Origin of the sequence: Nostoc sp. NMS7 (assembly GCF_017115085.1) — a bacterium.
Taxonomy (GTDB): domain Bacteria; phylum Cyanobacteriota; class Cyanobacteriia; order Cyanobacteriales; family Nostocaceae; genus Nostoc.
The window spans coordinates 12,799-36,092 of sequence record NZ_JABXKJ010000174.1 but is presented as its reverse complement, the minus strand read 5'-3'; the positions used below and the strand labels follow the sequence as shown (position 1 = coordinate 36,092).

Below are 23,294 nucleotides of genomic sequence, written 5' to 3'. Positions count from 1 at the left end.
AACCGGGTCTTATGCCTGGGAAATTCAAGAGAGAGGGAAAACAACTAAAAAAGATACCTTACCCTACATGACATCGTATATGCGATCGCTATAAGTGTAGTTTTCCCGGTGCGATACCGGGCGATCGCATTACTAGCAATCCAGCTAGTATTTATAAGGTGAAAAGCAATGTCTAATACTAATGGTTTTAAGTCATTATCAACTGTTGCAAATCTGATCACAGATCGGCCAATTTTTGATGACGATGATACAACATTAGAACCGCCAAAATTTAAAAACGGTGCTAAGTTGCAATCTGAGTTAGACTCTGAGGTTAAAGCCAAGGCTGACGCTGACGCTAAACTCAAAGCTGAGGTTAAAGCCAAGGCTGACGCTGACGCTAAACTCAAGGCTGAGACTAAGGCTAAGGCTGACGCTGACGCTAAACTCAAGGCTGAGACTAAGGCCAAGGCTGACGCTGACGCTAAACTCAAAGCTGAGACTAAGGCCAAGGCTGACGCTGACGCTAAACTCAAGGCTGAGACTAAGGCTAAGGCTGACGCTGACGCTAAACTCAAGGCTGAGACGAACCCGTATGTGGCAACTTGCGGGGCAGAAATGGCAATCCTGCTGCTAATTTTGCCTTGCAACCACGCCCCAACCAAGATGTTTTGAGTGAGTTGAGAGAGAAATTAAACCTAATTCTGAACAAGGAGGTAAATATCGAACCCAAATTCATAGAGAAAGTGGATCTTGGCGCAACTTGGCATACCACGTTTGAGTACGAATACCTTGGGCAACGCATCTGGGTAAGAGATTCGCCAAGACTGCCCTTTTTCGTCTCCATAGCTTCAACCTTTGAAGAATGTCACAACATCGAACTTGTGCAGTGTCCAGCAGATATCGGGTTGCAAGAGCAAGCTGTTATTTTCGCCCATTCGTATTTCAAAGGTGAGGCAGTCGCCGTGCCTTTATGGGATCTAAGAGAACTCAAACATGAGTGGCTTGCCCGTAGGGTATACCTATTCACAATTCCCAATGGTTACATAACTCTTTCGGAAACCAATGAAAAAGGACATTGGGTTGCGGCTGACAAGAATGAACTCAATATTAAGCGCTCTGGTAATTATCAATTCCTTGGAGATGACCCGCTCTCAATTGCGCTGAAAGCCTACAACTGGCATCTGTCCGAATTGAATGGCGACTATTTCTCTGAGCATCCGTTCGTCGGGAAATATGCTTTTGGTCGCAGTCTTGGCACTGGCGAGGAAGTTCAAGGAACTATCACCCTAGTCAACCCAGACGGAGAGGCGATAAGTCATGTGGTTATTGCAACAGAGGAAAGTGAGTATACCTGCGATCGCTGGCAATTAACCTGCGATCGCTGGGAATTAATTGAAATTTCAAATCAACAACAAAAGGAGCAAATTATCATGGCAACTGTTATCCCTGCTGACAAATTCGATAACGATTCAGTCTACTCTTTCATTCTCCGGGAGAACCCAGAGAAGCGGGGGATTGAGATTCACTTTCCGCCAGAGTGTAAAACTGACAGTGCGAATGCGATCGCCTTTATTGCCAAAATTATCGGTGCAGGATTTAAGCAAGCGAACAAAAACCCCAAGTTGTACTACGCAACTTACTCCGAGGCACTGATAGCAAGAGCGCGTAGTTGGACTGCTAGTTGTAAAACCCTTGGCGCTTACGAACTAGGTTCAAATGAACCAGTGGAGAGAACGCCTTCCCGCCGCCGCTATCCTCCAAAAGAACCAGTAGCAGCAAGTACCCACCCTGCACACCCTCCGACACCGAATAAGTTGCTGGATGCGATCGCGTCTCTCCTTAACAGCAAAGTTGACCCACTAGCGGAGAATATTGCCGCTTGTATCATGGATCGGCTCAAATCAGAGCTACGTGATTCTCAAGAGTTAGACAACCTTAAAGCCGAAAATTTGAGGTTAACGGCTGAACGAGATGCATTGGTAAAAGACTCCGTAGGACTTACTCAACTTCTTGAAGAAGAAAGGGAGCAGATGAACCGGATACAAAAATCCTACTGTCAACTAGAAAGCATAGCTAATTCTCAGGCAACTTTTATCCAAGATTATAAGGCTCAACTTGCTCATAGTGAAGATACAATCGCTCAATTGCAGCTTGAATGTGAGCAGATGCGATCGCAACTCCTGGAGTTTGGTTTAGAACCAGAGTCCGCGCCATCCGCCCCAACCTTTGACGATGAACCCGTATTCGCTGACGAATCACTTGAGGAGATTGCCCCCACCTTTGCTGATGAATCGATACCCCAACCAAAGTTTGATGATGAGGAGGAGGAGTCGGGATTTGATTTAGATGAACTAGACGGGGGAAAGTAATCGGGTACTCAAGCATTTTGCGTTTGTTTGATCGAGCATCCGCAAAACTAAAGTACCCAAAAATACGATTTAGCCAGTATCAACTATATCGCACCAGTGGAGGAAAATACCCTGGTGCGGTTTACGTTTCACCCTTAAATCGCAATTCTGGATGGTACGCCCGGATTGAAGTCACGGGGCTGTTAACCCTCAACAAATCTCAACCATTTCCGGCATTGGAGGCGGAGTTACAGCGTTTTGCCTCTGACCCAACCCGCTATGCACAAGACCACGGACACACATCTGGTAACTGTTGCTTTTGCAAAAAAACTCTTACGGATGAGCGATCGCTTTTCGCTGGTTACGGGCCAGATTGTGCTGCCCATTACGGATTGCCTTACCCTACACACAAGCAACTCAACTAGATTTTCTGTCGCTCACCCGACAAATAAACCCTTGGAGAAAATCATGACTCAATACTACCCGCATCTTTTCAACCTAGCAATCAAGTCTGTAAAAACTGCTGGAGGTGAAGAAACCCCAAGATTTGAACTCAACTTGTATATCAACAACAAAAAAGCAGCACAAGTAAGCAACGGGGGTACAGGTGGTTCATGTATGTGGCGTTGGGAAAATAAAGAATTTGAGGAATTATTTAATCAACACATCAAATATTTGGATTCCCAAGGTCGATTTGAATTCAATTTTGAACAAGGGGATAACTTGATTTACGAGATGCTAGCAACCTTTGAAGAAAACAAGGAGTTCAAGAAGGAGTGCAAAACCAGAACACTTTTTATCCTCAAGGATTCAGAACCCGGATGCTACTACACGATCGCCACAAAATATTCACCCCAAGTCAAGCATTTCCTGATTGATAAATACGGCGACAAATTGAAAGAAATCATCAACCAACGATTCTAGACAAAAAACTGCGATGCCTTCTCTACGAGACGATTGCCTACGCATTGACGGCGATGGCATCGACTCAACCCAGGCATCGCAGTAAGTAAGACCGTTTAATCATAAGCTTTCATATCCTTCACCACTCTGTCATAAGCAGGGTCAATTGTCATGCAAATAAAAGCTCTCTATCAAGAGGACAAATACATCACAGTTATTTGTCCAGATTTCGACCCAACGATCGCTTTTTGGCAGAAACTCCAACAAATGCTGGAATCGAAGAAGTTTCAACCACTAAGAGATCAGTCTGCATGGAAACGCCAAGAGTTCACTGAGATTCCTACGGAATCTTTTGAATTTTGGTTCTCTCAAGTTACAAAACTTTGTAATAAATATGGAAATGAGCCTATTGAACATGAAGAAATATCGATAGGCTCACAAATGAATCATCAGGGTGCATTCACAACATATGATGCAATTGTAGCTCAATTAACACAACTTCAGGAGGAGATCGCAACTTTAAAAAAGTTCGATTCCTCCGCGAACGAGAAATTGCGGCAATTGAGAGAGAAGTTCGAGGGAAGAGGTTAGAGGGAAGAGGGAAGAAGAGAAAAAGTAAGAAGTTTGCGATGGCTACGCCGGCCGCAGGCATCGCACCTTTCACCCCAACTGTAGAATTCTTAGAGAATCCGATCGCCTTAGCCGACGACGACCTCAAATGGACAGAACGCTTTCGGAGTGGAGTATTCTGCTTCTTTGAAAATCAACTCGGTATCTCTTTCAAGAATGCCCATACTAGGTTGGAGTTCGATGTGGAGCGAAAATACTGTGGAGCTTCACCCAAAGTTCACAAGAATGTCAGAAACATTACTTGTCGTATCCCGATTCTTCCCGGTACGTTCCAACCAATTAGCGCACCTGCCGAACAAGTTGAACTGATGCGGCGACTACTTGAAGGGGCATTTATTGTGGAGGAATTACTAGAAGCAGAAGCGACTCACCATGATGATATTGAGTGCGATCGCATCCGTGACCATTTAAATCAATTCTACGATTCCTTCGTCCCAGAATTCGGGTTACTCGTAAACTGCAACAGTTACTACGATGGCTTATGGCCAGATGTCCGACTGGAAATCTATCTTAGCCAACTTACCGACTCAGCCGGGAACAAATCTGATATCTTCCGCAAGCGGATTAATCACCCACCCGTAGAGGCAACCGGGCAACAGTTCTTTGAGGAGGATTTGGAAACCCGATTAACCAATGCCTTCTCTTGGTGCATGGGCTGGTTTGGGGAAGTGGTGTTAGATGAGATTGCTGAAAAATCTGGGGTTGATTGTGATCGCGCTTTAGAGATTCTGCAAAAACTAGAGTTAGTCTACCGTCACTGGATTGGAATAAAAACTGAGAATTGGTGGGAGCTGCTGGAAGTGGACGCAGATATAGATTCAGCTTTTGAATTAAAAATGGCTTACCGGGAGAAAGTTAAATTCTGGCATCCCGATATTAATTCTTTTAGCCATGCCACGAAAATGATGCAGCTTGTAAATGATGCTTATGAGAAGGCAGCAACCATAGTATCTGGTCGTAGTCCGAGGGTTGCTTTGCGCGATCACAATCTCACTGTCAATTTTATCCCCAAGGTTGCAGATGTAGTAGTCAACTGTGGCAAACATCTCGGCGTTTGCGAAGTACCAAAGGACAAACCCAGCGACGATAAGCAGTTTGCTTTAATCGAGCTTACTGTCTGTCGTTGTATTTCCTTCTTCTCTAGCATCACTGGGGCGTTAAGTTGCTTAAAAGAGTTGGAACCTAAGTATATCGATTCTTGGCATCGAGATCATCCAGATCATGACAAATACCAACAAATTACAAAATTCTACAGGTGAAATAATGCAAATCCAAGCGACTTACTATGCTACCGAGATCGCTATTTCTGTCATTGATTTCGACCCCACAGACTCAATGCACTCCATGCTGAAAAATATGCTGGAACAAAAGGGGTTTAAATCCGAGGAGAACCCGAATACATGGGTACGCCGATCATTTAAATCTTGGGACAATTACCAATTCTGGCAAACGGAAGTTGACAAGCTAGTTAACCATTTCAAAACGCAGAGTGAAGAGGTCGGAAGTCGGAAGTCGGAAGTAAGAAATCCGATACTTCCCCGCGACGAACTCCGACTTCCGACTTCATTAAGGAGCCACCAGACTTAGAGAAGGTCGCTGACAAAATTAAAAAGCTCTTTGCTTTGTCGCAATCGCCGAATGAGGCAGAGGCGATCGCGGCCTTTTCTAAAGCTCAAGAGTTACTAACTCGTCATAATCTCTCGGTGTCCGATTTGGCAGACTCCACCCCTGAACAAGTTCTTGAGCAAACAATATCGCAATCATCAAAACGTGTGTATTGGCAAGAAAACTTGCTTCATGCGGTTGCTACAGCTAATTACTGTCATTGCTTTATTCGCAAGAATGGTATTGATGCGAAACAGGTGATGCTCGGTCGTCCGGTAAATATTAAATCGGCTAAACTCCAACTTGAATACTTGGTTGAAGCTGTAGAACGACTAGCAAACGGGAGCAATGGCGACCGCGCTTTCAAAAATGCCTTTAGGCTAGGAGCGTCCCAAAGACTCAGTAGTCGAATCACTGAGGGATTTAAAAAGCAGAAGGAAGAAGGTATCAGTGCCAACGACCAACAAGAATCTGTTTCCGCTATTGTAGTGCGATCGCTAATTGAGAAGCTAGATGCAGAGAACAAAGCCTATGCAGACAACTTGAAGATTAAAAAGCGGAATACTCGACCATCTTGTAGCTCCAGTGAGGGATATCAAGCGGGGCAGTCAGCCGGCGATCGCGTCTCTTTGAACAAGCAGATAGGAGGAGGAAATCAGCGCTATCTCCCAAGCTAAAAAGTTTCCCCCAATGGTTGACATATACCCCCGGAGGGTAGTAATATCAGAAGTGTAGAAAGGGAACAAATAAATGATACTTATCAATAATGTGATTGATTTTGATGAGGTGGTAAGCGCGATCGCGCCTCGTTTAGCTACGATGACGGTTGACCAAATTAGACTTGAGTTTGAAGGTTGGTTCTGGAATATCCAAGATTCTGAATACTGTTTTTACACTCAAGCTCAAGTTGATGAGCATATTGAATATTTGAAGGAGAAGTTTTTGGAAGAGTACTATATTTATCCTCATGTCATAGCAAGTCAGTTAGGGATGGAGGTTGTAACGGCATGAGCGTCAATCATCCTCAGAAGTTAGTTGAGCTATACCGAGCGTTCTATCGTGCGCCTCTTTATAAAATGAGTAAATACGGGCCAAGTGCAAGAAAAGCTGTGCAGCCAGTATACGATTCATTTGACATTATCTGTAGGTGCGATCGCACCCTTCGAGACACAGAAACACTTACACAAGTTATCGCTGGGGAAAACTTTAAACTAATGTCGCGTATTCGTGGCAGTAGCGACACTCTGGGATGGTGGGTAATTTCAGACCGCGAAAAAGAGCAAGAAGCTATTCTTGAATTTTCTAAATACCTTGTTGAAGAGGTTTTTTATAAAGCTTTTGGAGGAGATGTAGGGAGGTTTGCAGGTAGACAAAGAGGTTACTTAGAGAATGCTTGCGAGTTCCTTTACAGGATTGCTCAAGACGAAGAAAAAAAGCTCAAAGCCAATGCGTGATACTAGCAAGCTGCAATTATTAGCCCCAGATTTATTGCTGGGCAGGATTCCCAACCCTTGCCCAGTTTCCGCCCAAAGAGCGATCGCAATTCTGAAAATCTTAGAGGATGGGGAGTGGCACACGGCAGGTGCGATCGCGTCCCAATTGGGAGTAAAGCCCAAGTATGTTGCAGATATATTACGTACTTGTAAAGATGCTTGGAAGTTGGCATCTCATACTCGCAATGGTTGGATGCTACCGCAAAAATATTCATCAATTATTGTTTAGGAGATTTATGTCAATAGAAAATGAGCATCTAGTATTAATTTAAATGAATCCTGCTTGCGGGACTGGCAATTGTTGTTCAGCCAGTAATAAATATGATTCAAGACTTTGTAGGCAATACACTTGCTAAAAATGAACTGGCTCACTGGGAGTCTTTGATTGTCGAATATCTGGATTTATGGAAGGATCTTACCTATGGTCGCTTGTCTCCTTGGACAACAGATATTTTAACAAACGCAAAAATTCATGTATCTGGAATCAGGTTTGTAACGGAGCAATACTATTGGCAAAAAAGACAGCAGTACATGAAAAGCAAAAAAATTAAGGGAGTAATCGTATTACATGAAGGAGGGAAAATTATATTATACGGCAAGGCTCATCATCGCATACTTCGTGGATGGACTCGCTTATCTTGGAACAAAATAAAACCAATATTTGATTTAGCAGTGAAAAAATGGTGGAGGCAGAATACAGAATGTCATCAGAAGTGTTCTTAGAAATCAAGGAACTTGTTTATCAGACTATTACTGGTGTGTATGAAATTAGCGAGGCTGAGGCTTCTACTCTCACTCTAAAATTTTGTAATGGATTGCACAAAGATTTTTTGATACATTCAAGCGAAAGAGATATACTCAACTCTTTGAATGAATATCTTGTAAATCAATTTCATTTTCAATAACTCAAATATCCGTTAACTAGAGCGATCGCTATCCAGTGCTACACCAATGCACCCGAAGTGATCGCTTTTTTCATGCAAACTTTTAGGAGATACCAAAATGCAATTATTCAACGTAGTCGATGCTCACCGATTCCTTTCCGGTGACATCTTAGAAAAACTAAGAAATGCCGAAAGCGCGATCGCCTTTGACCCAACATTCGAGGAAGAAACAAGGGTACTCAAGAAAATCTTACCCCTACCCATTGCGATCGCCGATGTTGACATCGCCATCGGTGCAACTTGGATACCCACCCGGTATTACGAACAGTTCTGCAAACAAGTATTTGATGTTGATGTAACCTTCTACTTTTCCCCAATGGCCGCAAGTTGGGATTTAACCTTGAGTAACGGTGGTTCTCAAGCAAATCAAATAACCTACGGATACAGCTACGTCAAACGGGGTGAGAAGGAAGACGAGGTAAAAGTTATTCCTGCTGTAGGTGATCGCATTGAAAATGGATTATTTACAATGGCGATGCACTTTAAAGTTCCTGCGATCGCTGACCCCACCAGTCGCAGAGAAGCTTTCCTCAAGCAAGAGGAATTACGAAAACTGTGGAGCCAATGGTGTAAGGAGGGTGAACGTGGCAGCGAACTAGAGAAAATCTACAATCACAAATTCAACCGACTGGTTCTCCCCAACTGGGATAACACAGCACCCGCAGGATTTAAAGATATTTTACGGGCGTCGGGGATGAGTGAAACGTGGATTGAAAGGTTACGCCCTTACCAGCTTGATTCTATCTGGCGTATGGCCATTAGCGGCAACTCATTACTCGGTCTGGAGGTCGGTCTAGGTAAGACAGCCGCATCAATTGCTACAATTATGCTCCGAAAGCATTACAAGACCAGTACAAAAGCTCTAGTCATCGTGCAGAAGTCCACACTTTCGGACTGGCGCAGAGCTTTTCAAGAGATGTATCCCCGCGCTAACGTCCTTTGTGCAGACCCAGACGATTGTAGCGGTAAAAACCGCCAAAAGTTCTTGGCAAAAGCAGCATTCTGGAATCATGATGCTATTGTTATCACCCACGAGTCGTTTAAGGCTATCCCCACTCGGATTGAGACAGAGAGGGTCTTTGTTGAGCGGCAACTGTGTAAAATCGCTGCTGATTTAGAAGACCTCTATGCCAAGGGTGAAACCAGTCAGAAAAAGGGCAAGAAGCGCGGCAATCGGATAGTTAAGAAACTTGAAGAGATGCGCGACAAGCTTTATATGCACCTGGAAAAGATTCTCGCTTGGCATGATGTCGGCATCCATTTTGAAGATATAAACCCGTCAATGCTGGCAGTCGATGAGTGCCAGAGGTACAAGAATAACTACTTCGCTACTCGCATTCAAGCCAAGGGAATTAATCTGACTGTCTCGCAGAGGTCAGAGGATTTCGATCTTAAGTTGTCCTTCATGCGTAGTAAATACCCCGCGAATAACTTCCTGTTAATGATTACGGGTACACCAGAACCGACTAATAGCATGACTGGGGTGTATGTTTTTCAAAGCTACTTGCAACCGGAGGAGTTAGAGAAACGGGGATTAGCTCACTTCGACGCTTGGGCAGTTGCTTTCGGTCGGGTTGTATCCAAGATTGAAGCTGGTGTAGGTGGGGGGTTGCAGACCTCAGATCGCTTTGCAGAGTTTATTAACGTACCCGAATTATTGCAAATGTACTTGAGCGTTTGTCATATCAAGCGTTTCGATGACGTAGCGGGACAAGCTGGATTCACCCGTCCTACGCATCGAGTATTTACAGTCGGTACGCCATTGAGCGAATTCCAAATTAAGGCAATGGAGTGGATTGCCCTGCGTGGAAAGTACATTGACTCCGACGAACCAATGATTTTTGAAGATAGGGACACTGATGGATGCTTAATTGCCCCAGCTACCAAAAGTGAGGAGAACAAAAAGGTTAAAGGTAAGCGGTTAACTCACCCTAGTACGGGACAGCCAATTACAGAAGTAAAAGAGGCGATCGCACTTGGTTTGAAATGGGGTAAAAAGGTCGATAACCACCTATGGACTTTGACTGATGCTAGGAAGTTGATGATTGCCCCACAGTTAATCGACCCAGAGGAACCATTTGTAGAAGGAGACAAAATCAGCCAATGTGTAACCATCATTTATAGTTGGTGGCGTAAAACTAAAAAGCAACGCTCTACGCAACTGGTATTTCTCGACTGGGGAACACCTGGGGGTAGTTGTAAGATTATTCTCTACGACTGGATGCGTGATCGCTTAATCGCCAAAGGTATTCCCAAAGAAGAAATTGCCTTTATTCAAGATTACTCCAAGGATGAAGACAAGAGCGAGTTATTCAAGGAGGTGAATAAGGGTGATGTCCGAGTCTTGTTTGGGTCAACTGAACCACTAGGAATTGGGGTCAATGTTCAAAAGAAAATCAAAGTAGTTCACTTTGTCGATATTCCCCGTCGTCCTGATCAGTACGAGCAAAGATTGGGTCGTGCAGAGCGATCAGGCAATGAGAACGACAAGTTAATTGTTTACCAGTATCTTACCAAAGGGCAAAAAGGTAACTTTGGCGCTGACGCTGCCCAAATGGGACTCTTGGAAACCAAGATGAAAAGCCGTGAGCAGATTCTCCGTGGTGATCTGACTGTGCGACGAGTCGTGGAGGACGATGATACCCTGTTACTCTTTATGATGCAATCCGCTCACGCCACGGGTGATGCTCGATTTGGTCATTATATGAAATTGAAGGGCGAATTAGAGCAGGAGGAAAGCCGTGCCAGCTTACTGATGCGGGAAATTAATCGGTTGAATATCGGCACTGCTAATGACAGTCTACCCACAATCAAAAATAATATTGGGTATGTCAAAACTAAGTTAGAGGAGTGTTCTGCCGATGTGGAGTTAGCAAGGCAGCACTTAAAAGATGCCTCCCCTGATAGGTTTCTTTGTACCGTCGAGAATCGCACTTACTTGGGGAAAGACCCTGCAACATCTATTCCAGAACGAGAGGGCGAGTACGGGCCAGCCAATCCGCTTACGGTAAAACAAGCGCAAAAGCTTGCTGATGCTCACTTCCTCAGAGTAATTGAATCTTTGGCAGAAGATACACGCACACGATCAAATAGCGAGAGGAGCATTACCAGCGATCCCAAAGTCATTGGGGAATTTGGCGGTATGCTAATTTACTGCAAAATATGGGCATCCTCCGATGGTGAAACCATTAATCTATGGCTCAAAGGGTCTTCGGATAGATATGACTTCAAGTACCGTGTCTCTGAGCAGCGACTGATTCGGAACATGGTGGAGGTATATTGTGCGATCGCAAATAAGGACTCTTACCTGAAAGAACGCTTGGAGAAGTTAACCAAGGAATTGGAAGCGTCTACTGAACAGCTAGTCAAGAAGAGGGGCGATCGTGATGCGATCGTCAAATCGGTGCAAGCTCTCAAGCAAGAGAAAGCGTTTCTTGAAAGTGAGTTGAGCATCAAATCGGATTTGTGAAGTTTCTATTTCAATTCTACGTGGACTGTTGACAACGGTTTAGGTATTGATTAATATAGATATTGTAGAGGTTGAGACAAATGAAAATGAATATTGTGGGATACAAGCTGGTTACGAAAGATTTTTCTAGTGATGGAACTCCAGCAGGACTAGATTTTACTCATTCCTTTGAAGGCACTAGCAAAAAAGAGATTTTATCGAGAATGTCAACTTCTGGTAAATTTACCAGAAGGAAAGACTTGGATGGTATTGTATACAGCAAATGTCAGATGCAAGTGTATGAAAACGATTTGACCGGGGAGCTTGTCGGATTTCAACAGTAAACAAACTACCCACCACCAGACATGAAGATTAAGAATCCAATACTTGCAACCCTCAGACGCAAATATTCCAAGTACGGGTTAAGAATTATCAAATCTAGACATTCTAGAGATCCAGATAGTTTCCACGTTGAAACTATCTTCGGGCAAGAAACTGTCCTCATAAACACTTCATTTGCAAAAATGCTGAGTCTGCTAGAGAACAAAGAGTGGTGTCAATATTGGATGCAAAAGAATACTGATATTTGTACAGAAATTTATCAGAATAAGCCAGAGGTATTCTCTTAAGCAGGATTAGCAAAATTGATGACTGGGGAGATTATCGTGATCAAAAACAAGGGTGGATGGGCTTCCAAATCTGCTGATTCTCGGCGGAACTCTCCCCGGATAGCGATCGCACCTTCATCCGTTGCCAAGATAGATGCGATCGCAAAACTTCAAAATAAAAGCCGTGCCGATGTTTTGGAGGAATTGATTGACAAAGAATTCAGAATCGTAGTTGTAACAACCACAGAGGAAGAATTGGAAAAATCTGGGCTAATAGAATGAAGTCAGAAATAGAGAAATTCATCACATACGAGTGGTTTCTGGATACTGGACGGGATTTGTATTTTAAAAATGCAGTCCTTAAGCAACAAATAGCAGATTGCAAGACCGGAAGTAAATACCCGCATATTTACTTTTACCCAGACTCTATGCTTTTAGTGTTATGGACAGACGAGGGACAGGATAAATCCCCGCTAACTTACAACGTCGTATTGAAAAGTATTGAGTTCTTTCCTGCAACTATCTAAACAACTTAATCGGTAATTAAAATGCCAAAAAAGAAGAAAATTACTGGTGCTAATCCACAACCTAGTCCTAAAAAGAAAAAGCCTGAAGTAGAAGAAATTAGAGAAGTCGTGCAGAAGGGTATTGCTACTGGATCACACGTCGCTGATTTTGTGTTTAACGTAATCAAACTATTTTCTTAGCTTTGATCAAGATCGTCTAGTGGCGCAGGCGTAATATCAAATGTGCATATAAACCCTAGACGAATAATCTGTTCAATAACATCTGTGCTGCATTGCTGTTGTTGAGCCAAAAGATTAATGCTCACGCCTTGTTGAAAGTTTCTGATAATTATAGGGATGTGGCGGATGATTCTCTGGAGTATCTGCTCTGGATAAAGATTTTCTCTATTTTCGGTCATGCTATTATATACCATACAACCCTTCAAAAGTCAAAGAACCGTGGTTCTTTTCAGGGTATTTGCAATAAAACTTTATAATAAAAGCAGATGATTAGAGTAATTTATGTTGGCTATCAGATTAAAAAACCATCCGGTTGAGCAGATAGAGATGGTTTCTGCTAGCCTCACGAAACGAGAAGCAGGAGAATTGATGGAGGAGTGGATTAAGGAAAATGACCCCCAAAATTTAGATTACGAGACTGGCGGTGTAAAAACAATAAGGGGGACGGAATATATAAAGTTACAAGACTTATAGGATCACACAATGCGATCGCATTGCTACTTTTGTGAGAGAAATGTGATCCCTACGGCGAGCTTTGCTAACGCATTTGATATATTAAAGATTAAAATCCTAGTCAAAAGTTAGATTTGCTGACTAGATGTTACCTAAATCTGTCAACTAACCCATGTCTTGTGAACCACCTTTAAAGAAAGAGTTAAATTCTAGTCAAAAAGAAGCAGCTAATTTGCTCTCCCAAGGCTTAAATAATGCGCGGACAGCTGAAGCAATTGGATGTGATCGCGTCACCATTGGGAAATGGCGGAAAAAGCCTGAATTCCAAGAATACTTAAATCAATTGATCGAAGACAGAAAGCGGACTGTGACCGAATCAGCCGTTAAAAAGTGCTTTGACCGTGCCAGCAGCATCGAAGAGTGGAAATTAGCCAGAATTAGGGCTAACCAACTGAAACTAGAGTTTGGTATTGAAATCTTAGAGAAAATGCGATCGCGGATGAAGGATTTACCCACAGAAGCATATCCCCCAAGTGCGATCGCGCCTTTGGTGAATGCGGGGAATGTCATGGTTGAAACTGGGTTGGGTAGTTGGGGAGAAGCGATTGATTTGGCAGAAGCTAAACCCACGTACCATGCTGAGATGGAAGCGGTTCAGAAGTTGGTAGATGCTAACATCCTACCTAACTCGGTCAAGGTTGAGATTAGCGCGGCACTGGATGAGTTTGAGAAAAAGACGGTGAAGGCGATATCGAGTGGAGGTGCGGTGACAGTAAATGCTCTGCAACATGAGATAGTAGACGTGGAAATATCTAATTATTGATAGATAGTAGGTAGCTATGTCTGAGACACAAAGCCACGATCCAAAACTGAAAGAAGCACTTGCTAAGATGGAGGCGATCGCAAAAGAGTACGGTGTTGGTTATGTGATCGCGCTAGCGAATGTTGAGTACGCAGAATTCAAATCTGAGTTTCCAGAGTGGTCGTTGATTCAGACAAACCCTGAAGGTGTCCGGCTTCGATTGCGGTCTGAGCAACGTGAGTTAACTGACATTGAATTGGGTAAAGGATTCTCATTAAGCGAAGGGCAACGAAGCGCGATCGCACAGAATATCCTCGACTGTTTAGCGAAAGAAAATGATGAATAGAAGACAGCGAAGAAGGAACCGACACAGATACAAGCAAGAGCAAGCTATCCCTCAAAAGTCAATAAAGATTAGATTTACGGTTGATTTCAAAGAGGTAGAATCCGCGATCGCTAGGTTTAATGAAACAACGTTTAGTGCCTTAGCGGGGATAACTGAACTAGTCGGTGCTGAATTTACTCGCATTAGAAATTGTCCTGCCCCGTTGCCAAGGCTTCCCCGCAGAGATATTGCAATTGATATAGGATCTGAACCAAGCTACAGTTGTGAAGCCAGATGGATGCTGACTGAGGAAGGAAGGGAATTAGTAGAGTATAAAGTCGGGGAAAATATTTATTTTCCAGAAAGATATGCACAGATGATCGAAGAGGCGCAACGGATAGAATTGCAGAAGATATATCTTGGAGATCCTTCGTGCAAGTTCAATGCGTGATCGCGCTTCATCAAGTGCGCTGTTAACCCAAAGAGTAAATGCGGAGAATGCCCTCACTATAAAAGTATTCACTATGAAACTATTTAGTTTTGCAGCAGACAAATATCGGTTTTCCTTATCTGTTCTGGACAAAAGCATATTTGGATGTGCAGCAAGTGAAGGTGGTTTTTGGTTTCGGATTTTCGGTAAGGGGGCATCGATATGCGATCGCTCAAAACACCCACCACTTTTCAGCGAAAGGAAAGGGCTGAAAAAAGGATTTAGATTTGGTAAGTGGCGAGTCAATTTTCTTTTTGATAGAGGTTTATGACACACTGCCAATACCCAGAATGTACTGAAGAAAGCGTAACGGACTGCTTTTATTCAGACAACGAAACCGATGAACCAGATTATCGCTACTGTGTCGAACACGCACCAAAAGAAGGTTTTTGTTATGGGTGTGGACAGTTCTGGGCAGGAGTTGAGCGTTTTGATTTCGCTACTACTTGGGGTGGCATTCAAGGTCTGTGCGAAAACTGTGACGAGCAAGTGCGTAATGAGTTAGGTGAGAATGATGACGATGAGGAATTTGAGGATCACTTCGGCTATTATCTTTAAGTGCGATCGCTAATTCTTCATTATTCATACAACTGCGCTTGCTTAATGTCTGTTAACCTCGCTCCAATTAGGAGTTCTTTGAACGCAATTAGCAAACTGTGTCAGCAGTCTGTATCTGGTAATATGGTCAACTCCAGGGATATTTATGCGGTCAAGAAAGTCCATAGGGTCATTTAGATATTGTTCGCTACACCATTGCCAAACTTCCCATCCTACGCTTCCGTCATCATAGGCAACGTACAATGTTGAGTGCCGCCCGTGATAATCTTCCTGTCTCCAGTTAATAGCTTTAGCGATCGCTTTTTGCTTTAAATCTGGGAGCGATTCTAGAAATTGCTGATTTGCTTGTTGTCCAAATTTGTTAACCATTTAAGCCTCCGGGTACTTTGTGATGTATTATACTATTGCGATCGCACTAAAGATAACCCGTGGACAGCAGACGTAGGTTCTGGGGCGGACACACAGGAAACTTTTCGCTATTCGGGGAAACCAGATAGTGCGATCGCACAAAACACCCGCCACTTTTCAGCGAAAGAAAAGGACTGAAAAAAGGATTTAGACTCGGTAGGTGGCGAGTCAATTTTCTTTTCGATACGCTACCTGAGATACCGCGTAACTGAAAAAGGTAACTGAAAAAGTGCGATCGCTAACCCTCCCTTAAATACCAAGCTTCCTCTTGTTGTGCGTCTTCTGCCTCTTCCCATCGCCACATACACCCAAATCTTCTTAGCAACGCTCTGTGCTGTGGTGTTCCAATCGGAACAGGGAGTTCATGATTATAAAACCAGCGAAATTCATAGCAAGGAACAGGGCTAAACCCCGTAAGTTGAGCAAGAGCAATAGATGCGGTTATCTCGTCATCAAATAACAATTCAAAAATCTTGTCATTTGCTGGGGATGGATATTTTATAGATAACAATAGCACACCTAGTTCTTCTTGTTTTAGTGGCATAGGGCGATCGCACTTCAATTCATCTAAACCATTGTTGCAGGCATATTAAAGTTCTCGTGAATTGCGAGAACTTCTGCGATCGCATTAGTTGACCCAAAAAAGTGGTAATGTACTTCCCAAAATAACTATCCAAGCGATCGCAATATAACACTTGTAGCGAATAGTGATTTCTTCTTGTTCTTCGATATTTCTAATCGCTCGGTTTAGTTTGAGTTGTTCTTCAAAGTCAGCGATCATTCTCTTGTGAGCGACTCTTTTGAGTTTGAGGTTTTCTTCAAAATCAGCGATCATTCTCTCGTAAGCGATTCTTTTGAATTCATCTTCAAGATTCATTTTTGGGTTCACGATAAGCGGCTTTGACAAGAACAGCCAAAGCGTTAGCAACTGCTAGATCAAGATTCTTGTCTGATTGTAGCTGGAGGGCGATCGCATCTGGCACAGACAGAGAATTGCTAATTTCATCGCTTCCAAAGAATGTAGACGGCGACACATCTAGCCAGTTGCATAGGGCTATAAATGAAGAGAGGTCTGGTGTTTGACCCCTCTCAACCCGTGAAAGTGTAGATTGGCTAATACCAGTTTCGTTAGCTACTTCGCGCAAGCCATTCGTGCCACGTTTTTGGCGAATTAGCCTAGATAGCCGCTCTAGCTCAAGGTGATATTTCACAATTGGGTCATCCAGATGTATTATAGTATTGCGATCGCCTAAACATAACCCGTGGACAGAAGGCGTAGGTGCTGGGGCGGAGACAGTGAACTCCCTTGCCGAAACTTGCCACGAGTGGGGCGGACACACATTAAACAAGCGCAATTCGGGGGAAACCAGATAGTGCGATGCCTGCGGCGGGCGAAGCCATCGCACCTTTTTCAATCAACAACACCATACATTATCAATTCAAATACTCTCTTGTCCGAAGCAAATTCTAAAAACTGAACTATCGCTGAAAGTGCGATCGCAATACAGTACATTCTTAGGATACCGTTGAAAGTAGCTTTATTCTGCTTGAGTCGTGGGTGAGTTCTTAATAGCTCTAGTTGGTATTCATATCCAAAAAAGTTTTTTGATTGAGAAACATAGTTTTCAATGAATTGTTCTACGGCGAAGTGGTCTACAATTATTTCTACCTCATGATATCCACGAAGGTTGATATAGCCTGTTTTGTCTAAAAGACTTAAGCTTTCTACGGATGTAAGTTTATTGACGATGCCCAATTCGCGGCAGTATTTAGCAATATTATCTGCTATGAATTTAGCAGACCTCATATTGTCACATATTAAAATTACTTTGCTGCCCTGTGACAATAGCTCAATTATATTGAGAATCATCCTAGTGGTTCGACCAGTAGCACGAAGGCTTGTGCCCAGCCTAATCGTAGTTTTTGGCAAACGCATTTTCTCTAAGAAACTTTCAACTCTACTCTTAGATAATGGTCTTTCTTCAATAGATTTCCTAGTTAATTCCAACATTACCTTTTTTCTCCGATTTTCGTCTTTCCACCAGTCTGGTATGTATTGAGTAGTTCTAATTTCTTCTGTCATAATTGATTCATCCAATCGTAACTGCTGGCATCATCCACATCTTCAGCGAAGCTATACGCTAGAGCATCGCCTCTGTCACAGCTGCGTCCCCCTAATCTCTTCATAATATCTTCCTTTGCCTCTATCCTAATTTCCCCAAACTTGTTCCTTGACCCAGTGCGATACCATCGGGGAGTAGTTAAATCAGCAATTAGTTTCGGGTCGTTGGGTAACGCTACATTGTACCCATTAGCAGGGTCAAGCAATTCGCGTAAGTGCCACCACCAGCGAGAGCGCAAATTAAAGAATTGCAGCAGCCCACTCTTATCAAAAACCTCGGTTGCCCCACCACCATTCAGCCCAAATACCAACTTAGCACCACGCCGATTCAGCGCATCTACTACGGCATAACCAACCCCAATGGTATCTACCCGAATCTCCACCTTCGCCGACTTCCGCACTATAGCTATTTGGTCAGCAAGAGAATCACCATCGGGTGTTTCTGTACCTGGAAAAGCAATGATTGGGGCAATCCAGTAGTGGTGTCGGGAAACAATGATACTCTCGGCTTTCCCGCCTCTTGCTACGTCTACTCCTAAATGTGATTGTGGCGCATTGGGTACGGGAGTCCACCGTTTAATAGCTAAATTAACCCAAACACTCGGTATAACTTGCCAAGGATCGTCCTGCTTTGCAACCGTGGTAAAGTCTCCTCTCAAAAGCTGCGATCGCAGTGGTTCCGGCAACCTCTGCAACACCCCTCGGTAATTAGAATTTCTCAAGTAAGCGTTATCTTCTAATCTGGACGGGATGAAAGTGCGCGATCGCGGTTCGAGCATTTCCCCGTTATGCTCAAACGCCTCCCCATTCGGTACTTCCGTCTCCACATCATCCACCATCGCGTACCAGCGAATCTCCCCAGGTAGCGCTGGATTTGGATGTTCTGGGTTTAACCACGCTCCCCAGTATTCCTTAATCCACATCGATTCTTCGCTGCTGGGTGGGTTACAAGTGGCTACAACTCTACATCTAGCCTCTGGGTCTGAGGAGCGGTTCCAAGTTATTAAGAATTCATATTGCTTTTTGGTGAATTCCCCTAGTTCGTCAAATGCCTTTAGGTCGTGTTCAACGCCTCGGTATGCCTCGACATCGTTTTCGCGTTGGACTGCGCCGAATTCTAAGGTGCGATCGCCTGGGATGCCACGCCAGATTTTATCATTACTGTTATACCTGGCTATACGGGACAAAAGACTGCGTGACTTCTCAATTATGTCCTTGAGACGGGGATATTCACGGCGGAAAATAATGGATCTTTTGTGGGCAGTGGTTCCAAGGATAAGGAGAAGAGCCGTCTTACCACCCCCCTTACTACCAGTACCAAATCAATGGCCAATTAATATAGCTAAATAGCAGGTTTACTTAATATTAAAAGTATAAAAACGCACTACCACCATAGAGCGCCTCTTGCGCTGTATGGTTAAATGCCTGAGTTTGGGGCCCGTCTTGGGGACTCCACAACTCGTTTATTTTATCTTGGGTGGAGTCCCCTCGTCGGCTTTTATTGGATTTGTCCAGCGATCTTCGCAAAGACGACAGTTTCATTTTAATGTTTGAAGTTTACTGTCGTCAATTCTAAATGATTTTAAACAGCGATCGCATTTTTATCCGCGAGATGACGAAGAATTATAACTTTTCTTCGTTTTCCTTTTCAACGCTCTTTCTGTTTTTGCCTCGGATCACAGCTTTAGTAATCCCTAACTCCTTTCTATACCTCTTTATGACGCTTATGCACACATTGGCTGATTGAGCTAATGTGTGTCCTGCGACTTCTCCTATTTGCTTTATTATCTCATCAGGAAGTTTGATTTTATTCCATCCGCCACTAGGAGGAACAACAAAATTAGTCTGTGGACATCGAGGTATTCCTAGCTTACCCCTCTGATATTCAACCGACTTGCGATCACACCCCATCAACTCAGCCATATAGGTATCAGTTTGCTTCCCCAGCATAGCTAGAGTCTCAGGAGTCCAACGGATTCGCTGATTAGTGCCATGCCCACCAAGTTCAGCGCCACCAGTATTAGCTAAAGTATGGGTTATACCATAGAACTGCTTCCAAGCCTCCTCTTTTGCGATCGCAGTTCCTCTACTTGCATTAACAAACGATTCTATCTCTCTGACTTGCGGTCTTAATCCAGTAGCGAGTATACGGGCAATATACTTCCCTTTCGCTGTTCGTTCTTTTTTCCCATCTGTGACATGAGTATGTAAACGTTGGCTCAGACGCATGGTTGTACGACCAACATAGAAGATATTGCCGTCTCTAGGGTCAATTAAGACGTAGATTTTTGTGGTAATATTCAAAGTGAATTGCCTACTCTATTAGGTGGATTCTGCAACGGTTAATAACCTCTGTGTCCAGCAGAGGTTTGTTGCATTAATGTTATTTTACCATGCGATCGCACCTACAATTAATATTTATTATTGTGCGATCGCATATACAATTAATATTTATGGACAAGAGAATCAAAAGGCGGGGTACTCATCTAGAGATAGTTTTAGTTTGCAGAACAATTGGAAAAAGAAAATGGAAGCTTATACAAAATTTCTCCAAAGAAGGAAACTACAAAGCGGCAGAAATAGTATTAGCAGATACAGCTAATAAGTACATGGCTTATGTTAATACAATGGTTGGTGTTGAATATCGCTTTGTTCATAAAGACGATTTGACAGAGTACGGAATTTCAAAAAAAGCGATATTTGTAGTGGGATAACGCGATCGCACAATACTTTAAATTGTAAAATATGGACATTACCCCATTCATCAAACTAGAAGAAAACGCTCCACCACAAGACGGAACTTGGCTTTTATTGTTGGTACGAGCAAATAAAGACGACTGGCATCCTACAGAAGATAACGAAGTTTTCAGAACTATTGGGTTCAATGATCGTGATGCCAATGGTGATGATACTTGGCGTTGTGTTGGATGGGATTGGTGTCACGACGGGATAGTTGAGACAACCGGAGAGGTTATCGGATGGATGTATATGCCTGAATTATCTGCGATGTTTACGACGGACAGTGCGTAAGCGTTGTGCCCTTGATGTTGTGATCGCACCTCGCACCCACAATTAATATTTATTAGGCGGTGCATTTAATGAACACTAGGTCGTGGTTAGAAGATATTTACTTAAACATTTGCTGTCGTTTACGATGGGCAATTGACTACCAAAGAATTACATCTTTGCAAGAATCTGAGTTAATTGATGAGATTATTCGAGGGATGAAAGCCTTGAAAGAGGCACTAACCCCACCACCTTCTATAACTTGCCCAGTTTGTGGCAAAACTAGCTACAATCCCAACGACATTATCAACAACTTTTGTGGGAACTGCCAAGGATGGCTAAATGCTGATGGAAAAATTATGATATCTGATACTTGAGATGCGATCGCACCATACAATATTATTTTGGAGGCAGACATGGGTATGCAGAGGAACACTTTAATTTTAGATCCTTTACTTTTAGTTAGAACAGCGCTTTCTTTATATGCGATCGCACTATTATCGTTGTGACTTATGAATAATCAAATACCGGAGACAGCAGATGCTCAAATTTGGGCTAAAGAATTTGTGAAAATCGCAAAAGAGAACCCCGCGATCGCAACCGATGAAGAAACCATGATTGGATGGTTTTCTAATGCAATCATGGCTGGGTATGATTTTGCACAAAAGAAAGTTCGCCAAGAGACAAAATAATAATGGTTGTCAAGGAAATCCAACACAGTAACGGGGAAATCGTCTTAATTCGTCCCCATCAGCCTATTAAAGAAACCAGAGAAATTACGATTGTCGGCACTGAAGTTTCTCAATGCGTTGGTCTTGATATCTTGACCGACGAACAATTGGTAGCAGTACTCACTGCTTGTGGTGATGTGGGTAAAATTCTTGAGTCCAAAGGTTTTAAGGTTAATTATTAGTTTGCGCGATCGCAGTAACTATGAAAAAGATATTGTTTATTGAACTCAGCGATATATTGGTTCCCAAAAGGCTGTCTAGGGTGATAGATAGCTTTGATAATTGTTATTATGCTGTAGGCATTTTAAACGAGAACATGGATCTGCCTAGAATACCAAAAGCTAGTGAAGTAATTTTATCTGCACTCCCCAAAGTTAGAGAACTTTACTTTTCTCCTGACCAAAGTGGGAAAGAATGTTATTTTTGTAACCGAGAGAGAGGTATTGTAGCCGTTCATGATGTGTGGAAAAAGTTTAACAGTCTGTCTGGGACTTACAGAAGCCCTGGTACTGGTATTATTGAACTAGCGATCGCACGACAGTCATCTGGATATGATTATGCGGCTAAGATAGATAGAAATTTATGTTTGATGTTGGGTAATGCTGAATGTGAGCAATATGCAAATGCTGCAAACATTCCATTTATGTTAATTTAAAATGCGATCGCTTTTATTGAATTGGGTACAATCAACAAATCAGGCGAGAAAATGAAACCAAACTTCGTTCGCAGTACAATACTGCCAATATTAATTTTGTTTGCAACACCTTTTGGGATAGTTAAATTATTTCAGACAGGAATGATGGTATTGGGCTTTGTATTTCTAGCTTTCTGGGGCTTCATTGTTTATCTTTTTATTGAGTATGTAGTTGAAAAAATTGAAGATGACCTCAAGTTCTAAATGTGATATCAAGTGCTTGCGCGATCGCACCGATAACGCCGTAGGCATCGCACTATACAATTTGTTATTTATCAAGGGATTATATACCTTAGTCGTGATAGTTTAGTAGGTGCGTAGTTTACCGCCGCAGGCACCGCACTAGTTCCATTATTATTTTGGAGACAAATATGGGGTTGAGTGTTTCTCACGATTGTTGGCAGGGTTCATATACTGCATTCATGACTTGGAGGACAAAAATAGCTCAAGTTGCAGGGTTCCCTCCTTTGTGTTTGATGGAAGGTTTTTGGATAGAGGGAGAAGTAGGAGATCCTATTAAGTATGTACCCCACGAAGAAATGAAGAAACAAATCAATGAATCTTTGCCTATTCGATGGGAACTATTTAAACCAGATCCATTAATAATTTTGTTGCATCACTCTGATTGTGAAGGGGAAATAGGTTGGCGGGATTGCCTACAAATAGCTCGAAGGCTAGAGCAAGTTTTACCATTACTTCCTGCCGAGGACAATTCTGGGCACATAGGCGACTGGCGTACAAAAACTCAAAAATTTATCCATGGGCTAGTATTAGCTTACGATGAAGAAGAAAACATTGTTTTTAGTTGAGCGATGCCTAGTGCGGTAAACTATGCAGCTATATCTGCCTACGCCCCGTCAAATCATTTGTTTTTTTGTTTGTGCTTAAATTCTTCCGACCATCCTTGAAACTGTTGGCAAGTGTAGGGATTGCGTTGGCTTTAGCTGTAATTCGCTATTAACGGCTCCCCTTCGACACCTGTTGTGGATTCATAAAGA

41 protein-coding genes and 1 pseudogene are annotated in these 23,294 nt (G+C 42.9%); 34 read left to right on the top strand and 8 right to left on the bottom strand.

The genetic code is table 11. The annotated features are described in order from the left end of the window. The first annotated feature begins 168 nt into the window (after positions 1-168). The 17 genes from HWQ38_RS19450 to HWQ38_RS19370 all read left to right on the top strand — a co-directional run bounded on the left by HWQ38_RS19450 (position 169) and on the right by HWQ38_RS19370 (position 12,668). Entirely contained in the window at positions 169-654 is a 486-nt protein-coding gene (locus HWQ38_RS19450) for a hypothetical protein (RefSeq protein WP_292796595.1), read from the top strand. After that, complete coding sequence (locus tag HWQ38_RS19445; protein ID WP_292796593.1) at positions 585-2,351, top strand: hypothetical protein; 1,767 nt, start codon at positions 585-587, stop codon at positions 2,349-2,351. The genes HWQ38_RS19450 and HWQ38_RS19445 overlap by 70 nt, the downstream gene beginning before the upstream one ends. Positions 2,352-2,368: 17 nt before the next feature. Next, positions 2,369-2,755, top strand: a complete 387-nt coding sequence (locus HWQ38_RS19440; protein WP_292796591.1) for a DUF6011 domain-containing protein — start codon at positions 2,369-2,371, stop codon at positions 2,753-2,755. A 43-nt stretch (positions 2,756-2,798) separates the two neighbouring features. Continuing rightward, positions 2,799-3,254 carry a hypothetical protein gene (locus tag HWQ38_RS19435; protein ID WP_292796589.1) on the top strand — a complete coding sequence of 152 codons (456 nt, stop codon included), beginning with the start codon at positions 2,799-2,801 and terminating at the stop codon, positions 3,252-3,254. Positions 3,255-3,404: 150 nt separating this feature from the next. Further along, on the top strand, positions 3,405-3,824 hold the full coding sequence (locus HWQ38_RS19430) for a hypothetical protein (RefSeq protein ID WP_292796587.1): 420 nt from the start codon (positions 3,405-3,407) through the stop codon (positions 3,822-3,824). 38 nt (positions 3,825-3,862) lie between these two features. Next, complete coding sequence (locus tag HWQ38_RS19425; RefSeq protein WP_292796585.1) at positions 3,863-5,122, top strand: J domain-containing protein; 1,260 nt, start codon at positions 3,863-3,865, stop codon at positions 5,120-5,122. Next, positions 5,085-5,450, top strand: a complete 366-nt coding sequence (locus HWQ38_RS19420) for a hypothetical protein (protein WP_292796583.1) — start codon at positions 5,085-5,087, stop codon at positions 5,448-5,450. The genes HWQ38_RS19425 and HWQ38_RS19420 overlap by 38 nt, the downstream gene beginning before the upstream one ends. Then, positions 5,429-6,145, top strand: coding sequence for a DUF2786 domain-containing protein (locus HWQ38_RS19415; RefSeq protein WP_292796645.1), 717 nt, complete (start codon positions 5,429-5,431; stop codon positions 6,143-6,145). Before HWQ38_RS19420 ends, HWQ38_RS19415 begins: the two co-directional genes overlap by 22 nt. 73 nt (positions 6,146-6,218) lie before the next feature. After that, positions 6,219-6,479, top strand: coding sequence for a hypothetical protein (locus HWQ38_RS19410; RefSeq protein WP_292796581.1), 261 nt, complete (start codon positions 6,219-6,221; stop codon positions 6,477-6,479). Further along, complete coding sequence (gene cas10d, locus HWQ38_RS19405; RefSeq protein ID WP_292796579.1) at positions 6,476-6,922, top strand: type I-D CRISPR-associated protein Cas10d/Csc3; 447 nt, start codon at positions 6,476-6,478, stop codon at positions 6,920-6,922. Before HWQ38_RS19410 ends, cas10d begins: the two co-directional genes overlap by 4 nt. Beyond that, positions 6,915-7,190, top strand: a complete 276-nt coding sequence (locus HWQ38_RS19400) for a hypothetical protein (protein WP_292796577.1) — start codon at positions 6,915-6,917, stop codon at positions 7,188-7,190. The genes cas10d and HWQ38_RS19400 overlap by 8 nt, the downstream gene beginning before the upstream one ends. Positions 7,191-7,282: 92 nt before the next feature. Beyond that, positions 7,283-7,684: a hypothetical protein gene (locus HWQ38_RS19395; protein ID WP_292796575.1), complete on the top strand. Its 402-nt coding sequence runs from the start codon at positions 7,283-7,285 to the stop codon at positions 7,682-7,684. Positions 7,685-7,963: 279 nt separating this feature from the next. Further along, the gene (locus HWQ38_RS19390) at positions 7,964-11,374 is read left to right on the top strand and encodes an SNF2-related protein (RefSeq protein ID WP_292796573.1); all 3,411 of its coding nucleotides are present in this window, start codon (positions 7,964-7,966) and stop codon (positions 11,372-11,374) included. Between the two features lie 80 nt (positions 11,375-11,454). Then, on the top strand, positions 11,455-11,697 hold the full coding sequence (locus HWQ38_RS19385) for a hypothetical protein (protein WP_292796571.1): 243 nt from the start codon (positions 11,455-11,457) through the stop codon (positions 11,695-11,697). A 21-nt stretch (positions 11,698-11,718) separates the two neighbouring features. Continuing rightward, positions 11,719-11,982, top strand: a complete 264-nt coding sequence (locus tag HWQ38_RS19380) for a hypothetical protein (protein ID WP_292796569.1) — start codon at positions 11,719-11,721, stop codon at positions 11,980-11,982. A 36-nt stretch (positions 11,983-12,018) separates the two neighbouring features. Continuing rightward, positions 12,019-12,243, top strand: a complete 225-nt coding sequence (locus HWQ38_RS19375; protein WP_292796567.1) for a hypothetical protein — start codon at positions 12,019-12,021, stop codon at positions 12,241-12,243. 266 nt (positions 12,244-12,509) lie between these two features. Further along, complete coding sequence (locus tag HWQ38_RS19370; RefSeq protein ID WP_292796565.1) at positions 12,510-12,668, top strand: hypothetical protein; 159 nt, start codon at positions 12,510-12,512, stop codon at positions 12,666-12,668. On the opposite strand, the gene HWQ38_RS19365 is transcribed toward HWQ38_RS19370, so the two are convergent. Beyond that, a complete protein-coding gene (locus HWQ38_RS19365) occupies positions 12,665-12,901 on the bottom strand; it encodes a hypothetical protein (RefSeq protein ID WP_292796563.1) in 237 nt (78 codons plus the stop codon). The genes HWQ38_RS19370 and HWQ38_RS19365 overlap by 4 nt on opposite strands. An 88-nt stretch (positions 12,902-12,989) precedes the next feature. Here HWQ38_RS19365 and HWQ38_RS19360 point away from each other — a divergent pair, with 88 nt between their 5' ends. The 7 genes and pseudogenes from HWQ38_RS19360 to HWQ38_RS19335 all read left to right on the top strand — a co-directional run bounded on the left by HWQ38_RS19360 (position 12,990) and on the right by HWQ38_RS19335 (position 15,335). Continuing rightward, entirely contained in the window at positions 12,990-13,181 is a 192-nt protein-coding gene (locus HWQ38_RS19360) for a hypothetical protein (protein WP_292796562.1), read from the top strand. 151 nt (positions 13,182-13,332) lie between these two features. Beyond that, positions 13,333-13,983, top strand: coding sequence for a phBC6A51 family helix-turn-helix protein (locus HWQ38_RS19355; RefSeq protein ID WP_292796560.1), 651 nt, complete (start codon positions 13,333-13,335; stop codon positions 13,981-13,983). A gap of 16 nt (positions 13,984-13,999) precedes the next feature. Next, on the top strand, positions 14,000-14,308 hold the full coding sequence (locus HWQ38_RS19350; protein WP_292796558.1) for a hypothetical protein: 309 nt from the start codon (positions 14,000-14,002) through the stop codon (positions 14,306-14,308). Then, a complete protein-coding gene (locus HWQ38_RS19345) occupies positions 14,298-14,738 on the top strand; it encodes a hypothetical protein (protein WP_292796556.1) in 441 nt (146 codons plus the stop codon). Before HWQ38_RS19350 ends, HWQ38_RS19345 begins: the two co-directional genes overlap by 11 nt. Before the next feature lie 6 nt (positions 14,739-14,744). Further along, positions 14,745-14,825: pseudogene (locus HWQ38_RS40520) on the top strand (DUF6464 family protein); the annotation flags it as partial. Then, on the top strand, positions 14,812-15,048 hold the full coding sequence (locus tag HWQ38_RS19340) for a hypothetical protein (RefSeq protein WP_292796554.1): 237 nt from the start codon (positions 14,812-14,814) through the stop codon (positions 15,046-15,048). The pseudogene HWQ38_RS40520 and the gene HWQ38_RS19340, both read left to right, overlap by 14 nt. Further along, the gene (locus tag HWQ38_RS19335; protein ID WP_292796552.1) at positions 15,045-15,335 is read left to right on the top strand and encodes a hypothetical protein; all 291 of its coding nucleotides are present in this window, start codon (positions 15,045-15,047) and stop codon (positions 15,333-15,335) included. Before HWQ38_RS19340 ends, HWQ38_RS19335 begins: the two co-directional genes overlap by 4 nt. A gap of 42 nt (positions 15,336-15,377) precedes the next feature. On the opposite strand, the gene HWQ38_RS19330 is transcribed toward HWQ38_RS19335, so the two are convergent. Next, entirely contained in the window at positions 15,378-15,704 is a 327-nt protein-coding gene (locus HWQ38_RS19330) for a hypothetical protein (protein ID WP_292796550.1), read from the bottom strand. Here HWQ38_RS19330 and HWQ38_RS19325 point away from each other — a divergent pair. Next, positions 15,684-15,881: a hypothetical protein gene (locus tag HWQ38_RS19325; RefSeq protein WP_292796548.1), complete on the top strand. Its 198-nt coding sequence runs from the start codon at positions 15,684-15,686 to the stop codon at positions 15,879-15,881. The genes HWQ38_RS19330 and HWQ38_RS19325 overlap by 21 nt on opposite strands. A 100-nt stretch (positions 15,882-15,981) precedes the next feature. Here the strand turns inward: HWQ38_RS19325 and HWQ38_RS19320 are convergent, their stop codons facing one another. The 6 genes from HWQ38_RS19320 to HWQ38_RS19295 form a co-directional block, all read right to left on the bottom strand. Next, positions 15,982-16,287, bottom strand: coding sequence for a hypothetical protein (locus HWQ38_RS19320; RefSeq protein WP_292796546.1), 306 nt, complete (start codon positions 16,285-16,287; stop codon positions 15,982-15,984). An 84-nt stretch (positions 16,288-16,371) separates the two neighbouring features. Further along, on the bottom strand, positions 16,372-16,620 hold the full coding sequence (locus HWQ38_RS19315) for a hypothetical protein (protein ID WP_292796545.1): 249 nt from the start codon (positions 16,618-16,620) through the stop codon (positions 16,372-16,374). Beyond that, positions 16,610-17,149, bottom strand: coding sequence for a helix-turn-helix transcriptional regulator (locus HWQ38_RS19310; protein ID WP_292796543.1), 540 nt, complete (start codon positions 17,147-17,149; stop codon positions 16,610-16,612). Before HWQ38_RS19310 ends, HWQ38_RS19315 begins: the two co-directional genes overlap by 11 nt. A 5-nt stretch (positions 17,150-17,154) precedes the next feature. After that, positions 17,155-17,826: a hypothetical protein gene (locus tag HWQ38_RS19305; RefSeq protein ID WP_292796541.1), complete on the bottom strand. Its 672-nt coding sequence runs from the start codon at positions 17,824-17,826 to the stop codon at positions 17,155-17,157. Continuing rightward, positions 17,823-19,052, bottom strand: a complete 1,230-nt coding sequence (locus tag HWQ38_RS19300) for a hypothetical protein (protein WP_292796539.1) — start codon at positions 19,050-19,052, stop codon at positions 17,823-17,825. The genes HWQ38_RS19305 and HWQ38_RS19300 overlap by 4 nt, the downstream gene beginning before the upstream one ends. A 436-nt stretch (positions 19,053-19,488) precedes the next feature. Continuing rightward, a complete protein-coding gene (locus tag HWQ38_RS19295) occupies positions 19,489-20,169 on the bottom strand; it encodes a hypothetical protein (RefSeq protein WP_292796537.1) in 681 nt (226 codons plus the stop codon). Positions 20,170-20,318: 149 nt separating this feature from the next. On the opposite strand from HWQ38_RS19295, the gene HWQ38_RS19290 reads away from it, so the two are divergent. From HWQ38_RS19290 to HWQ38_RS19250, 9 genes are all read left to right on the top strand, one after another. Continuing rightward, entirely contained in the window at positions 20,319-20,579 is a 261-nt protein-coding gene (locus HWQ38_RS19290) for a hypothetical protein (protein WP_292796535.1), read from the top strand. Between the two features lie 31 nt (positions 20,580-20,610). Further along, complete coding sequence (locus HWQ38_RS19285) at positions 20,611-20,895, top strand: hypothetical protein (protein ID WP_292796533.1); 285 nt, start codon at positions 20,611-20,613, stop codon at positions 20,893-20,895. Positions 20,896-20,963: 68 nt separating this feature from the next. Then, complete coding sequence (locus tag HWQ38_RS19280; RefSeq protein WP_292796531.1) at positions 20,964-21,248, top strand: hypothetical protein; 285 nt, start codon at positions 20,964-20,966, stop codon at positions 21,246-21,248. A 135-nt stretch (positions 21,249-21,383) separates the two neighbouring features. Continuing rightward, positions 21,384-21,563, top strand: coding sequence for a hypothetical protein (locus HWQ38_RS19275; RefSeq protein WP_292796528.1), 180 nt, complete (start codon positions 21,384-21,386; stop codon positions 21,561-21,563). A 2-nt stretch (positions 21,564-21,565) separates the two neighbouring features. After that, the gene (locus HWQ38_RS19270; protein ID WP_292796526.1) at positions 21,566-21,784 is read left to right on the top strand and encodes a hypothetical protein; all 219 of its coding nucleotides are present in this window, start codon (positions 21,566-21,568) and stop codon (positions 21,782-21,784) included. A gap of 20 nt (positions 21,785-21,804) precedes the next feature. Beyond that, positions 21,805-22,257: a hypothetical protein gene (locus tag HWQ38_RS19265; RefSeq protein ID WP_292796524.1), complete on the top strand. Its 453-nt coding sequence runs from the start codon at positions 21,805-21,807 to the stop codon at positions 22,255-22,257. Between the two features lie 51 nt (positions 22,258-22,308). Then, entirely contained in the window at positions 22,309-22,500 is a 192-nt protein-coding gene (locus HWQ38_RS19260) for a hypothetical protein (RefSeq protein ID WP_292796521.1), read from the top strand. Beyond that, complete coding sequence (locus tag HWQ38_RS19255; RefSeq protein ID WP_292796519.1) at positions 22,484-22,606, top strand: hypothetical protein; 123 nt, start codon at positions 22,484-22,486, stop codon at positions 22,604-22,606. Before HWQ38_RS19260 ends, HWQ38_RS19255 begins: the two co-directional genes overlap by 17 nt. Positions 22,607-22,718: 112 nt before the next feature. Beyond that, positions 22,719-23,105, top strand: a complete 387-nt coding sequence (locus tag HWQ38_RS19250) for a hypothetical protein (RefSeq protein ID WP_292796516.1) — start codon at positions 22,719-22,721, stop codon at positions 23,103-23,105. Positions 23,106-23,294 lie beyond the last annotated feature (189 nt).

Excerpts from the sequence above, each read along its gene's own strand:
- HWQ38_RS19260 (WP_292796521.1), top strand. The coding sequence starts at position 22,309 with ATGAAACCAAACTTCGTTCGCAGTACAATACTGCCAATATTAATTTTG.
- HWQ38_RS19320 (WP_292796546.1), bottom strand. The coding sequence starts at position 16,287 with ATGCCACTAAAACAAGAAGAACTAGGTGTGCTATTGTTATCTATAAAA.
- HWQ38_RS19360 (WP_292796562.1), top strand. The coding sequence starts at position 12,990 with ATGTTGGCTATCAGATTAAAAAACCATCCGGTTGAGCAGATAGAGATG.
- HWQ38_RS19355 (WP_292796560.1), top strand. The coding sequence starts at position 13,333 with ATGTCTTGTGAACCACCTTTAAAGAAAGAGTTAAATTCTAGTCAAAAA.
- HWQ38_RS19425 (WP_292796585.1), top strand. The coding sequence starts at position 3,863 with ATGGCTACGCCGGCCGCAGGCATCGCACCTTTCACCCCAACTGTAGAA.
- HWQ38_RS19330 (WP_292796550.1), bottom strand. The coding sequence starts at position 15,704 with ATGGTTAACAAATTTGGACAACAAGCAAATCAGCAATTTCTAGAATCG.
- cas10d (WP_292796579.1), top strand. The coding sequence starts at position 6,476 with ATGAGCGTCAATCATCCTCAGAAGTTAGTTGAGCTATACCGAGCGTTC.
- HWQ38_RS19380 (WP_292796569.1), top strand. The coding sequence starts at position 11,719 with ATGAAGATTAAGAATCCAATACTTGCAACCCTCAGACGCAAATATTCC.
- HWQ38_RS19450 (WP_292796595.1), top strand. The coding sequence starts at position 169 with ATGTCTAATACTAATGGTTTTAAGTCATTATCAACTGTTGCAAATCTG.
- HWQ38_RS19435 (WP_292796589.1), top strand. The coding sequence starts at position 2,799 with ATGACTCAATACTACCCGCATCTTTTCAACCTAGCAATCAAGTCTGTA.
- HWQ38_RS19275 (WP_292796528.1), top strand. The coding sequence starts at position 21,384 with ATGAATAATCAAATACCGGAGACAGCAGATGCTCAAATTTGGGCTAAA.
- HWQ38_RS19340 (WP_292796554.1), top strand. The coding sequence starts at position 14,812 with ATGAAACTATTTAGTTTTGCAGCAGACAAATATCGGTTTTCCTTATCT.
- HWQ38_RS19350 (WP_292796558.1), top strand. The coding sequence starts at position 14,000 with ATGTCTGAGACACAAAGCCACGATCCAAAACTGAAAGAAGCACTTGCT.
- HWQ38_RS19385 (WP_292796571.1), top strand. The coding sequence starts at position 11,455 with ATGAAAATGAATATTGTGGGATACAAGCTGGTTACGAAAGATTTTTCT.
- HWQ38_RS19285 (WP_292796533.1), top strand. The coding sequence starts at position 20,611 with ATGGACATTACCCCATTCATCAAACTAGAAGAAAACGCTCCACCACAA.
- HWQ38_RS19420 (WP_292796583.1), top strand. The coding sequence starts at position 5,085 with ATGACAAATACCAACAAATTACAAAATTCTACAGGTGAAATAATGCAA.
- HWQ38_RS19370 (WP_292796565.1), top strand. The coding sequence starts at position 12,510 with ATGCCAAAAAAGAAGAAAATTACTGGTGCTAATCCACAACCTAGTCCT.
- HWQ38_RS19365 (WP_292796563.1), bottom strand. The coding sequence starts at position 12,901 with ATGGTATATAATAGCATGACCGAAAATAGAGAAAATCTTTATCCAGAG.
- HWQ38_RS19430 (WP_292796587.1), top strand. The coding sequence starts at position 3,405 with ATGCAAATAAAAGCTCTCTATCAAGAGGACAAATACATCACAGTTATT.
- HWQ38_RS19400 (WP_292796577.1), top strand. The coding sequence starts at position 6,915 with ATGCGTGATACTAGCAAGCTGCAATTATTAGCCCCAGATTTATTGCTG.
- HWQ38_RS19255 (WP_292796519.1), top strand. The coding sequence starts at position 22,484 with ATGACCTCAAGTTCTAAATGTGATATCAAGTGCTTGCGCGATCGCACC.
- HWQ38_RS19345 (WP_292796556.1), top strand. The coding sequence starts at position 14,298 with ATGATGAATAGAAGACAGCGAAGAAGGAACCGACACAGATACAAGCAA.
- HWQ38_RS19315 (WP_292796545.1), bottom strand. The coding sequence starts at position 16,620 with ATGAATCTTGAAGATGAATTCAAAAGAATCGCTTACGAGAGAATGATC.
- HWQ38_RS19335 (WP_292796552.1), top strand. The coding sequence starts at position 15,045 with ATGACACACTGCCAATACCCAGAATGTACTGAAGAAAGCGTAACGGAC.
- HWQ38_RS19280 (WP_292796531.1), top strand. The coding sequence starts at position 20,964 with ATGAACACTAGGTCGTGGTTAGAAGATATTTACTTAAACATTTGCTGT.
- HWQ38_RS19270 (WP_292796526.1), top strand. The coding sequence starts at position 21,566 with ATGGTTGTCAAGGAAATCCAACACAGTAACGGGGAAATCGTCTTAATT.
- HWQ38_RS19290 (WP_292796535.1), top strand. The coding sequence starts at position 20,319 with ATGGACAAGAGAATCAAAAGGCGGGGTACTCATCTAGAGATAGTTTTA.
- HWQ38_RS19390 (WP_292796573.1), top strand. The coding sequence starts at position 7,964 with ATGCAATTATTCAACGTAGTCGATGCTCACCGATTCCTTTCCGGTGAC.
- HWQ38_RS19395 (WP_292796575.1), top strand. The coding sequence starts at position 7,283 with ATGATTCAAGACTTTGTAGGCAATACACTTGCTAAAAATGAACTGGCT.
- HWQ38_RS19265 (WP_292796524.1), top strand. The coding sequence starts at position 21,805 with ATGAAAAAGATATTGTTTATTGAACTCAGCGATATATTGGTTCCCAAA.
- HWQ38_RS19410 (WP_292796581.1), top strand. The coding sequence starts at position 6,219 with ATGATACTTATCAATAATGTGATTGATTTTGATGAGGTGGTAAGCGCG.
- HWQ38_RS19305 (WP_292796541.1), bottom strand. The coding sequence starts at position 17,826 with ATGACAGAAGAAATTAGAACTACTCAATACATACCAGACTGGTGGAAA.
- HWQ38_RS19250 (WP_292796516.1), top strand. The coding sequence starts at position 22,719 with ATGACTTGGAGGACAAAAATAGCTCAAGTTGCAGGGTTCCCTCCTTTG.